Here is a 10,587-nt window from a genome sequence, read left to right as displayed (position 1 = left end):
ATGTGTGAGTATCCGCCCACGTCGCAATACGGTCCAGATCGGCAGGTCAGACGAGCCGGACGGATCGGTCGGGCGAACGGACCGGCGCCAGCGTGTGTGGATACTGGCACCCATGAGTGAGCGCGCCGAGGGCACCGAACCCGACAAAAGCGGCGAACCCGCCGACTTCCGGGTCCATGTCGCGAACCAGGCCATCCGACTGTTCGCCGAACACGGGTACGAGGCGACGACCGTCGACCAGGTCGCGGCCGCCGCCGGTGTCTCGCGACGCACCTTCTTCCGGCAGTTCCGGTCGAAGGAGGACGTGATCTTCGCCGATCACGAATCGCTGCTCGAGCAGGCCTCGGCGTACCTCGCCACCACCACCGAGGATCCGTGGGTGGCGGTGTGCGAGGCCGCCCGTCTGGTGTTCGACCGATTCCGGGAGAACCGCGAACTGTCGGTCCGGCGATACCAGGTGGTCCAGCGGGTGCCGGCGCTGCGCGAGCGCGAGTTGGTCACCGGGCACCGCTACGAACGGCTGTTCACCGACTACCTGCGCGGCGCGGTCCCGTCGGCGAAGCCCCTGGACGTCGTGGGTTTCGCGGCGTCCGTCACGGCGTGCCACAACTACCTGCTGCGGGCGATGATCCGGGGCGACGAGACCGCGACCCCGGCCGAGTTGCAGCGCACGCTCGCAGAGATCCGACGCAAGTTTCTGTCCGTGACCACGGGTCCCGACGCCGCGCCGACCTCGGCCGACGGGACAGCGGTGACGGTCGTGACGTACCCGGCCGGCACCCCGGCGGAGGAGGTGGCGCGGCGCGTGCGCCTGCAGTTGGAGGCGGCGTCGCCACCGACGGGATCACCGAGCCCTTGACTGGCACTAAGTGCCATGGTTCACTGGGGCCATTCGTGGATCCACGTGCGTGATCGGCAATTGAACACCAGAAACATGCCGACGAGTACGCCACAGCACGACGAACAGCCGTGGCACTGAGTGCCCCAAGACACATGGTGTCACTCGCTGCCAGCAGACCGTTCACGAACAACCGACCGTCCTGCACACCCGAGGAGCGACCCCCATGGCCGGCAACCCCGATTTCCCCCTCTTCCAGCTGAACGAGGAGCACGACGAGCTGCGGGCCGCGATCCGCGCTCTCTCCGAGAAGGAGATCGCGCCCTACGCGAAGGAAGTCGACGAGCAGGCCCGCTTCCCGCAGGAAGCTCTCGATGCGCTCGTGAACTCGGGTTTCAACGCCATCCACGTCCCCGAGGCCTACGACGGGCAGGGCGCCGATTCGGTCGCCACCTGCATCGTGATCGAGGAGGTCGCCCGCGTCTGCGGTTCGTCCTCGCTGATCCCCGCCGTCAACAAGCTCGGCACCATGGGCCTGATCCTCAAGGGCTCCGAGGACCTCAAGAAGCAGGTGCTCCCCGAGATCGCCGCCGGCGCGATGGCGTCGTACGCCCTGTCCGAGCGTGAGGCCGGCTCCGACGCCGCGAGCATGCGCACCCGCGCGAAGGCCGACGGCGACGACTGGATCCTCAACGGCTCCAAGTGCTGGATCACCAACGGCGGCCAGTCCACCTGGTACACCGTCATGGCCGTGACCGACGCCGACAAGGGCGCCAACGGCATCTCCGCGTTCATGGTCCGCAAGGACGACGAGGGCTTCGTCGTCGGCCCGCTCGAGCACAAGCTCGGCATCAAGGGCTCCCCCACCGCCGAGCTGTACTTCGAGAACTGCCGCATTCCGGGCGACCGCATCATCGGCGAGCCCGGCACCGGCTTCAAGACCGCGCTCGAGACCCTCGACCACACCCGCCCCACGATCGGCGCGCAGGCGCTCGGCCTGGCACAGGGCGCGTTCGACGCGGCAGTGGCCTACACCAAGGACCGCAAGCAGTTCGGCAAGTCGATCGCCGACTTCCAGAACACCCAGTTCATGCTCGCGGACATGGCGATGAAGATCGAGTCGGCCCGCCTCATGGTCTACACCGCTGCCGCCCGCGCCGAGCGCGGCGAGAAGAACCTCGGCTTCATCTCCGCCGCCGCAAAGTGCCTCGCGTCGGACGTCGCGATGGAGGTCACCACCAACGCCGTGCAGCTGTTCGGCGGCGCCGGCTACACCACCGACTTCCCGGTCGAGCGCATGATGCGCGACGCCAAGATCACCCAGATCTACGAGGGCACCAACCAGATCCAGCGTCTGGTGATGTCACGCGCACTGCTCAAGTGACGCACAGTTCCGCTGCGACGGTTTCCGACCCCGCGGTCCCCGACGTTCAATAGGGGTTCGGGTCCGGTGCCGTGACCGACGCGGAGGAGTTGAGTTCACATGGGATCGATCAGCATGCTGGGGGAACTGGTGCAGGTGTTTGCCCAGTTGATGACCCTCATGGGCGGTCAGGGTAACGGCGGTACCGGGGGTGGGGGTCTCGGCGGCCTCGGAGGTGGGGGTCTCGGCGGCCTCGGGGGTGGTGGCCTCGGAGGTGGCAGCCTCGGCAGCTGACCGGTTCGACGACACCCGCCGTACCCGTCACCCCGGCGTCGGAGCTTCCGACGCCGGGGTGCCGGGTGCCAGGCCCCCAATAGCAGAATGACCTTGACAGCACGTCGCTCTACCGGCGACGTGAAGAGACGACAGTGGAGATTCGACTGTGGAGCTAGTTGGTGTGATCGGTGGCGGCACGATGGGTGCCGGCATCGCAGAGGTGTGTGCCAAGGCCGGAAGCAACGTCCTGGTTCTCGAGACGAAGCAGGAGTTCGCCGACGCCGCACAGGCGCGCATCGCTAACTCGATCAGCAAGGGTGTCGCTCGCGGAAAGATCACCCAGGAGGAGGCGGACGCCGCCATCGCTCGGGTGCGCGTGACCCTCGACATCAACGAGTTCGCGGACCGAGACCTCGTCATCGAGGCCGCTCCGGAGATCGAGGCCCTCAAGGCCGACATCTTCGGCAAGCTCGACAAGATCGTGAAGCCGTCCGGCATCCTGGCGACCAACACGTCGTCGATCCCGGTCATCAAGATCGCCAACGCCACCGAGCGCCCGTCGCAGGTCGTCGGCGTCCACTTCTTCAACCCGGTGCCGGTCATGCCTCTGGTGGAGATCGTGGTCAGCCTGGTCACCTCCGAAGAAACTGTCGCGGCGGTGACGAATTACGCACGCGACGTCCTCGGCAAGAAGGCCGTCCGTGCGGGTGACCGCGCCGGCTTCATCGTCAACGCGCTGCTAATCCCGTACCTGTGCGACGCCGTCCGCATGCTCGAGTCGGGCTACGCGACCGCCGACGACATCGACGAGGCGATGAAGGGCGGCTGCGGCTACCCGATGGGTCCGCTGACGCTTCTCGACACCGTCGGTCTCGACGTCGCGCTCGCCGCGGCCGAGTCGATGTACGCCGAGTTCGGTCAGCCCAACTACGCGCCGCCGGCCCTGCTCCGCCGCAAGGTGGACGCCGGTCACCTCGGCAAGAAGGTCGGCCAGGGCTTCTACAGCTACAAGTAGTCCACCCAGTACCAGCAAAGCCCCCCATCGCCAGTATGGCTTTGGGGGGCTTTGCCGTTCGCGAGCTCTTCATGCCGGCAGCACAAAGACATCCGGCCCGCACCCGACGACGAGGACGGAGTGCGGGCCGGAGGCGGCAGCTGGAATTCAGCTCAGCTTGAGGGCGTTCAGCGCGCCGATCACGCTCAGGACGGCGCCGATGCCGCCGAGGATGGTGCCGATGCCGCTGACGACGGGCTGGATCTGCTTGATCAGGGCGAGATCAGCGTCGGAAGAACCCATGACAAAACTCCTCACAGTGGATGTGTGTACGCGTTGTGCGCGTTCGATGTACTGCACGACGCCCACGAGAGTACGTAGGGCGGCCGGGCAGAGATTCTGCAAGACAGTCGATTTCGCTTCCGACCAGCTCGAATCTCCGTGAGTAATATTCACGTGACCCGGCAACGATCTTGGAACGATCAGGTGTCGAACAGGCGAACAGCAGCGGTCGAATCGGATCAGTCGCGTGACCGTGAGCGAAGCACCCGGACGACCCCCGAGAGCGGGCTCTTCCTGTCCGAGAAGTCGTAATTCGGCGTACGTCCGTTCCCCAGATTGAAGTAGACGCCGGCCTGACCCAGCTCCGGAGGCACCGGAACCGAGGCACACGCGACGCTGACGATGCACGGATAACCGGCGAACATCGCTGCGATCCGCTTCTGGTCCGACGCCGAGATCCGGAATCCGGGATCGATCAGAGAGTCGATCTCCACCTGGAAGTACTCGACGCCGGCGTCGACGAGCCGGTCCAGATGTTCGAGGCTGTCGAGCAGGGACACGTCGTCCTTCAGGATGAAGAATCCGTTCGCGATCTTCGGCACGGTCAGCCGCTGCAAGAGATCCAGTTGCTCGTCGACCTGCGAGACCTTCGCCGAATCCACGGACGTGAACTCGAAGTAGGCGGGCCGGAGCGAATCGACGGCATCGACGACAACCTCCGGCGTGTACCCCGCCGAGGCGTCGACGTACAACGACGTTCGGGGGCCGATCGCCTCCTGTAGGGAGGCGAATGTAGTCGCATCGACCACCCGCTTGTCGGTTGCGTCCGGATCGCCGAGGCAGATCCCCACGACCTCGACGTCGCGCAGTTTCTCCGCCTCTGCGCGCGAGACGACCTGGTTCACCTTGATCACAGAAACCTCCTGGGCGCGCACCGTCCCCTCGGATGGTAGGCGGGCCGAACCCGGATTCCGGCAGGCACTTCGGACATCCGGGCAGAACCGGGCTGGATCGAGACGGAGGTCCCCGCGCTCGTGAAACGAGCACGGGGACCTCCGTGGACTGCGAGCGAAACCGCTCTCACTCGTCGAGAACGGTAAGCCGCCCCTCGACCGCGGCGCGGGCGATGGAGTCCCGCATCGCGGAGCAACTTCGGGACCGTGCCCCGGGATCGTCCGGCTCGCCGCCCAGCTCCTGGCATGCGGCGCGCGCCTCGGCGGTCCACTGAACCGCGGTGTGCTGCCAACTGTTCTTGCTCACCAGCACGCAGCACCCGCAGCGGTCGCACTCGACGGGTTCCACGACTACGCCTCCTGCGCTGCTGCGCGGCGGGCGAGGTTGTCGGCGACCTCCGCCTGCCAGGCCTCGACGGGCTTGGTGGTGTCGAGTTCGAACTCGAAGCGGTCGACCATGTCGGGGGTGATGTCGGCGACGTCGACGTAGAACTGCTCGTACCAGCGGCGCAGCTGGTAGACGGGGCCGTCCTCGTTGGTGAGCAGTGGGTTCTCGATGCGGGTCTTGTTCTTCCAGATCTCGATGTCCTGCTCGAATCCGACGCCGATGTAGCCGATCATCGCGTCCACCAGCTGGTCGGCGATCTCCGCGGGCACTTGCTCGGTCTTCTTCACCGAGATGCCGTACATGAGCACGAACTTGTCCGGGGCGATCGGGTAGTGGCAGTTGATGAGCACGGACTCCACGTCGTACTTGTCGTAGTGGTAGACGAGGTCGTCGATCATGAACGACGGGCCGTGGTAGGCCGCGACGGAGGTGTTGCCCACCAGCTTCGGGACGTCCGGGTCGGTCCACTCGGTGACGTCCTCGCGGCCGACGCCCTTCTGCTCCTGGATCGCGACGTGGCCCTCGAAGATGTTCTTGAAGTAGGTGGGGAACGAGTAGTGCACGTAGAAGAAGTGCGCCATGTCCACGACGTTGTCGACGATCTCGCGGCAGTTGGTGTCGATGACCAGCGACTTCCACTGCCAGTCGGTCCACTCGGCGTCGGTGGCGCGGATCGCGGGGATCGCGACCTCCGGCGGGGGCGGGTTGCCCTCGGGGTCGTTCCACACGAACAGCAGCTCGTCCTGCTCGAGCGTGGTCCACGCGCGGGTCTTCGCGACCGGGGGCACGCGGCGGGCGTAGGGGATGTCGGTGCAGCGGCCCTTGCCGTTCCAGCGCCAGTCGTGGAACGGACACGCGACCGAGTCGCCCTTGACGGTGCCCTGGCTCAGGTCACCGCCCATGTGCCGGCAGTACGCGTCGAGGACCTTGACCTCGCCCTTGCTGTCGGCGAACACGACCAGCTTGGTGCCGAACGCCTCGACGGGGTGCGGCGTGCCGTCCTTGAAGTCGGCGACGAGTCCGAGGCAGTGCCAGCCACGGGCGAAGCGGGCCGGCGGCGTCCCGGCTTCGATGATGCGGATCTCGGCGGTGTCGGCATCCACGGAGGTCATGGTCAGTCCTTTCGTTCCCGGAACACGCATACGGGCTGTGCAGTGCTCCGCTCTGATCTCCAATCTCCTGTCGGGCGAGCCTCCGTTCCAGACGTCCTCCCGTTGACCGGTCACCCGTCCGGCGGACCGGTCAGCTCGACACCACGCCGACGAGGTCCGGTGCGACGACGTCGGAGAGGCGGTCCCACGGAACCGTCACCACGATCAGGCCGATGGCGTGCGGCCCCACCTGGTAGTCAGTGAAGTGGATCTCCATCCCGGCCGGGGTGGCCACCCAGTTCGCGAAGTTCTCCCGCTTCGGCTCGATTCCCTCGCGCTGGAAGTCGGGGCCGGCGGCAGTGGCCGGCAGCAGGCGAGCGGATTCCTCCGACAACCGGTTCAAACCCGCCTGAAGATCGGGGAACAGTCGGTCGAGCGTGATCGGCTGCGCGTCGTCCGCGTCGATCACCACCGTCGCCACCAACGGCGTCGGGTGCGCACCCGGCGGATCGGCGTTCCACGACGTCACCAACAGTCCGCTGAGGACCCGGGATCCGATGTGCACGACCGACGACTCGTTCCGGGATTCGAGGGTGAACCGCTGTCCCGTCCAGCCGTCGATCTGGTCCTGCAGCGCCGCCCGCATCGACTCGTCGAACTCCGCCGCGACGGCCGGATCCCCTCCGTCGACCTGCGGCACCACGACGTCGTAGCGGACCCGGCCGGTGTCCCCGGTGATCCGCACGGCCGTCGCGGTGTACCCGGCTTCGATCTCGGAGATCGGTGCGGCGCTCGGCGGCGCCGACACCGTCGTCGGAGCGGCCGACACCGGCACTTCCCGCGTTTCCGGCGTGCCGTCGGTGGTGCCCGAACAGCCCGCGACCGCGACCAGCACGCCGACCGACAACGCCGTGATCGCTACCCGAAGGATCGGAGTGTTCGCCATCACCCCATCATCACGCACAGGCGGGGGACGACAGCCCCGCCATGCCCACGAAGCCGCACGCGTTGTCCTGTGACAGCTTCCAGACGCCGTCCTCGGCGACGAAGTTGATGATGGTGTCGGGGCCCGGTTGACCGTCGAGCGTCATGACGGCCGTCGCGGCGACCATGCCGTCGCCGAGGTCGGTCACGTCGGTGACCTGCGCGGCCACCTTGTTCGCCTTCGCCGCCGCAACCACCTGGTCGATCAGTTGCGGGTCCGCCTCCGCGCCCTGGACCAGCGTGACCTTCTCCGCGGCCGGGACGTTCTCGTCGAACGCCCGCACCAGGCTGGCGTTCAGTTCGGTGGGTGTCGGTGGCGGGATCGGCGGTTGCGACGGTGTCGCCGTAACGGTGGGCGTCGTCGGAGAGTCTCCGCCTTCACCGTCGGAGCACGCCGAGAGCGCAAGCACCGCAAGGCACATCGCTCCGGCAGTCGCCGCCCGCCCGATGCCCTGCACACGCGTCGAGATCATGCCATTCCCCCATCGTTCGTCCGTCCGGTCGATCGAGGCACGGTATCCCGGCACAAGCCCCGAATGCGGCGATCCAGGCGCATTCTCACAATCCCCTCACGATTCGCTCGCGTCAGCTTGTCTCGGTACAGATTCCGCAACCAGGACGGCCCCTCCAACGAGCGGGGATATCCTGGCATCGAGTCACCGACGGCCCTCGGGCGAGCAGGGGCGGAGAAGGGAGTCCCCGTGGCAATCGACTTCACTTTCACCGAAGCCCAGAGCGCCCTGCAAGCAGCCACTCGGGAACAAGCACGCAGGATCCTGGACAACGTGGCCGAACAGACCCGCTACCTGCCGACGCCCGAAGAACGGTTCCGGGCCACGCGACCGGCCTATGAGCAACTGGTCGCGGAAGGGCTCCTCCGCAAGCTCATTCCCGCCGCCGTGGGCGGCGAGGGCAACGGGCTGGTCGACGCGGCGATCATCGCCGAAGAGCTGTACGCCGGCGACGCCAGCGTCGCGCTCACCGCGCTCGGCTCCCTCCTCGGACTGCTGCCGATCGCCCTCGCCGGCAATCCCGATCACACCCGAAAGACCGTGCCGCTCTTCCTTTCCGGCGAAGGCGCCCCGCTGGCAGCCCTGTGCCACAGCGAACCGGGCGGAAGCGCCAACTTCGATGCTCCCGCACCAGCGGAAGGGGTGCGCACCACGGCCCGTCTCGACGGTGACGAATGGGTGATCAACGGCGAGAAGCGCTGGGTCTCGAGTGCCACCGGATGGGACGGCAACGGCGCCGACGTCCTCACCGTCGTCTGCCGGACCGCCGAAGACCCCGCCACCCCGGCGGACCAGGCCCTGTCGGTGCTGCTGGTACCCGGTGGTGCCGACGGGTTCGTCGACCACGGGGCAATCGACATGATCGGCCACCGCGCGCACCTCGCCCCCACCTTCGCCTTCGACAATGTCCGGGTACCCGCCGGCAACGTCGTCGGCGCGGTCGGCATCGGCAAGGCACTCGTCGAAGGCAGCTTCGCCGCCAGCGCCGCCCTCGTCGGAATCTTCGGCGTCGGCCTCATGCGCCACGCATTCGATTACGCGCTCGACTTCGCGCGACGCGAGCACCGCGCCGGCCCGCACCCCATCGTCGACTATCAAGCCGTCGGCTACGCACTCGCCGACGCCAAGACCGCGATCGAAGCCGCGCGCTGGCTCAGCTACCGCGCCTGCCACGCCCTCGACACCCTGGAACCCGCGGCCCTGGAACTGGCCGTGCAAGCGAAGATCTTCGGCTCGGAAACTGCGGTCACCGTCGTCACCGACCTGATGCGAGTCGTGGGCATCGAAAGCTACGACACCGACAACCCCCTCGGCCGACTCCTGCAGGACGCCCTCGCCCTGCCCATCTTCGACGGCGGAAACCTCGGCGTCCGCCGCCGCCAACTCCACCAGCTCCTCCGCGCCCCCGAGTACGACCCCCTCGCCACCATTACGACGACATGAGCGCTCCGGAGCTCCACCTGAAGTCCGCACGGGGCCGGTGGGTCGTAATCGCGACCGTCCTCGGCTCGTCACTCGCGATGCTCGACGGCACCGTCGTCAACGTCGCTCTGCCCCGGATCGGCGCGGACCTCGGCGCCGAGGTCGCGGGAGTGCAGTGGGTCCTCAGCGGCTACACGCTCACCCTCGCGTCCCTGATCCTGCTGGGCGGCGCCCTCGGAGACCGGCTGGGGAGACGACGCGTATTCGTCTGGGGAACAGTGTGGTTCGCGATCGCGTCCGGGCTGTGTGCGCTCGCCCCCGACGTGGGCACCCTCGTGGCGGCTCGTCTGGTGCAGGGCGTCGGTGCGGCGTTGCTGACTCCGGGGAGCCTCGCGATCATATCGGCGTCGTTCGACGACGACGATCAGGGCGCGGCGATCGGCCTGTGGTCCGGGCTGGGCGGGGTGGCGGCGGCCGTCGGACCGCTGCTCGGCGGCTGGCTCGTCGAGGTCGCGGGCTGGCGCTCGGTGTTCCTCATCAATCTGCCCCTGGCCGTCGCCGTCGTGTGGGTGTCGGTCCGGCACGTGCCCGAGACCCGGGATCCACACCCACCCGAACGCCTGGACGTACCGGGGGCGGTGCTCGCGGCCGTCTCGCTGGCGGCGCTGACGTACGGGCTGATCGAGAAGACCGTGTGGGTGGCGGTCGCCGGTGTCGTCCTGATGGGCGCCTTCGTCGTGGTCGAGCGGCGCTCGCGGTACGCGCTGGTGCCCAGTTCGCTGTTCGCGTCGAGGGTGTTCGTGGCCGCCAACCTGGTGACGCTCGCGGTGTACGCGGCGCTCGGGGGCGTGTTCTTCCTACTGCTGCTGCAACTGCAGATCGTGTCCGGCTACTCGCCGCTCGCTGCGGGGATCGCATCGCTGCCGATCACGATCCTCATGCTGCTGCTGTCGTCGCGGGCGGGACGGTGGGCACAGGTTCACGGGCCGCGGATCCCGTTGACCGTCGGCCCGCTGCTGGGCGCGGCCGGGCTGCTGCTGATGCTGCGGATCGGCCCGGACGCGTCGTATCCGACGGAAGTCCTGCCCGCGGTGCTGGTGTTCGGGCTCGGCTTGTCCGCACTCGTCGCGCCGCTGACCACGGCCGTGCTCGGGTCGGTGTCCTCGGACCAGGCCGGGATCGCGTCGGGCGTCAACAATGCGGTGGCGCGGACGAGTCAACTGCTCGCGGTCGCCGCGCTGCCCGCGCTGGCCGGTATCGGCGCGGACGCCCTCTCGGATCCCGCGGCGTTCGCATCCGGGTTCCGGATCGCGATGCTCATTTGCGCGGGCCTGCTGGTGGTCGGTGCACTGATCTCGGCCGTGATGATCCCTCGCCGCGCCGCTGCCGAGGAGCCCCCGGAGGTGCCGGCGGGCGAGAACGTCGCGTGCCAACCGCACTGCGACGTCACTGCACCCGCCGTCCAACCCCCGACGCACTGATCT

At 67.8% G+C, this 10,587-nt stretch carries 12 protein-coding genes; 6 read left to right on the top strand and 6 right to left on the bottom strand.

Annotation, left to right across the window (positions count from 1 at the left end; translation table 11 throughout):
- Positions 1-112 precede the first annotated feature (112 nt).
- The 4 genes from ABI214_RS16245 to ABI214_RS16230 all read left to right on the top strand — a co-directional run bounded on the left by ABI214_RS16245 (position 113) and on the right by ABI214_RS16230 (position 3,492).
- Positions 113-859 carry a TetR family transcriptional regulator gene (locus ABI214_RS16245; RefSeq protein WP_348603553.1) on the top strand — a complete coding sequence of 249 codons (747 nt, stop codon included), beginning with the start codon at positions 113-115 and terminating at the stop codon, positions 857-859.
- A gap of 205 nt (positions 860-1,064) precedes the next feature.
- Positions 1,065-2,222 carry an acyl-CoA dehydrogenase gene (locus ABI214_RS16240; RefSeq protein WP_348603552.1) on the top strand — a complete coding sequence of 386 codons (1,158 nt, stop codon included), beginning with the start codon at positions 1,065-1,067 and terminating at the stop codon, positions 2,220-2,222.
- Between the two features lie 99 nt (positions 2,223-2,321).
- Positions 2,322-2,495 carry a hypothetical protein gene (locus ABI214_RS16235; protein WP_348603551.1) on the top strand — a complete coding sequence of 58 codons (174 nt, stop codon included), beginning with the start codon at positions 2,322-2,324 and terminating at the stop codon, positions 2,493-2,495.
- Between the two features lie 148 nt (positions 2,496-2,643).
- Positions 2,644-3,492, top strand: coding sequence for a 3-hydroxybutyryl-CoA dehydrogenase (locus ABI214_RS16230; protein WP_348603550.1), 849 nt, complete (start codon positions 2,644-2,646; stop codon positions 3,490-3,492).
- A 147-nt stretch (positions 3,493-3,639) separates the two neighbouring features.
- Here the strand turns inward: ABI214_RS16230 and ABI214_RS16225 are convergent, their stop codons facing one another.
- The 6 genes from ABI214_RS16225 to ABI214_RS16200 form a co-directional block, all read right to left on the bottom strand.
- Complete coding sequence (locus ABI214_RS16225) at positions 3,640-3,774, bottom strand: hypothetical protein (protein ID WP_348603549.1); 135 nt, start codon at positions 3,772-3,774, stop codon at positions 3,640-3,642.
- A gap of 218 nt (positions 3,775-3,992) precedes the next feature.
- Positions 3,993-4,667 (bottom strand): hypothetical protein, encoded by a 675-nt coding sequence (locus tag ABI214_RS16220; RefSeq protein WP_348603548.1) that lies wholly within the window; start codon positions 4,665-4,667, stop codon positions 3,993-3,995.
- A gap of 166 nt (positions 4,668-4,833) precedes the next feature.
- Positions 4,834-5,055: a hypothetical protein gene (locus ABI214_RS16215; protein ID WP_348603547.1), complete on the bottom strand. Its 222-nt coding sequence runs from the start codon at positions 5,053-5,055 to the stop codon at positions 4,834-4,836.
- Between the two features lie 2 nt (positions 5,056-5,057).
- Positions 5,058-6,206, bottom strand: coding sequence for a Rieske 2Fe-2S domain-containing protein (locus tag ABI214_RS16210; protein ID WP_348603546.1), 1,149 nt, complete (start codon positions 6,204-6,206; stop codon positions 5,058-5,060).
- Positions 6,207-6,336: 130 nt separating this feature from the next.
- Positions 6,337-7,131: an RsiV family protein gene (locus tag ABI214_RS16205; protein ID WP_348603545.1), complete on the bottom strand. Its 795-nt coding sequence runs from the start codon at positions 7,129-7,131 to the stop codon at positions 6,337-6,339.
- A 10-nt stretch (positions 7,132-7,141) separates the two neighbouring features.
- Positions 7,142-7,642 carry a hypothetical protein gene (locus ABI214_RS16200; protein ID WP_348603544.1) on the bottom strand — a complete coding sequence of 167 codons (501 nt, stop codon included), beginning with the start codon at positions 7,640-7,642 and terminating at the stop codon, positions 7,142-7,144.
- Between the two features lie 228 nt (positions 7,643-7,870).
- Between ABI214_RS16200 and ABI214_RS16195 the strand changes: the two genes are divergently transcribed.
- Positions 7,871-9,124, top strand: a complete 1,254-nt coding sequence (locus tag ABI214_RS16195; RefSeq protein WP_348603543.1) for an acyl-CoA dehydrogenase family protein — start codon at positions 7,871-7,873, stop codon at positions 9,122-9,124.
- Positions 9,121-10,584: an MFS transporter gene (locus ABI214_RS16190; protein WP_348603542.1), complete on the top strand. Its 1,464-nt coding sequence runs from the start codon at positions 9,121-9,123 to the stop codon at positions 10,582-10,584. Before ABI214_RS16195 ends, ABI214_RS16190 begins: the two co-directional genes overlap by 4 nt.
- Positions 10,585-10,587: the final 3 nt, after the last annotated feature.

The sequence above is a fragment of the Prescottella soli genome (genome assembly GCF_040024445.1).
In the GTDB taxonomy this organism is placed as follows: Bacteria; Actinomycetota; Actinomycetes; order Mycobacteriales; family Mycobacteriaceae; genus Prescottella; species Prescottella soli.
This window is presented reverse-complemented; position numbering and strand designations above follow the sequence as displayed.

Bases quoted from the DNA above. Each gene is read 5' to 3' on its own strand.
- ABI214_RS16245 (WP_348603553.1), top strand. From the start codon at position 113: ATGAGTGAGCGCGCCGAGGGCACCGAACCCGACAAAAGCGGCGAACCC.
- ABI214_RS16240 (WP_348603552.1), top strand. From the start codon at position 1,065: ATGGCCGGCAACCCCGATTTCCCCCTCTTCCAGCTGAACGAGGAGCAC.
- ABI214_RS16235 (WP_348603551.1), top strand. From the start codon at position 2,322: ATGGGATCGATCAGCATGCTGGGGGAACTGGTGCAGGTGTTTGCCCAG.
- ABI214_RS16225 (WP_348603549.1), bottom strand. From the start codon at position 3,774: ATGGGTTCTTCCGACGCTGATCTCGCCCTGATCAAGCAGATCCAGCCC.
- ABI214_RS16210 (WP_348603546.1), bottom strand. From the start codon at position 6,206: ATGACCTCCGTGGATGCCGACACCGCCGAGATCCGCATCATCGAAGCC.
- ABI214_RS16205 (WP_348603545.1), bottom strand. From the start codon at position 7,131: ATGGCGAACACTCCGATCCTTCGGGTAGCGATCACGGCGTTGTCGGTC.
- ABI214_RS16200 (WP_348603544.1), bottom strand. From the start codon at position 7,642: ATGATCTCGACGCGTGTGCAGGGCATCGGGCGGGCGGCGACTGCCGGA.
- ABI214_RS16190 (WP_348603542.1), top strand. From the start codon at position 9,121: ATGAGCGCTCCGGAGCTCCACCTGAAGTCCGCACGGGGCCGGTGGGTC.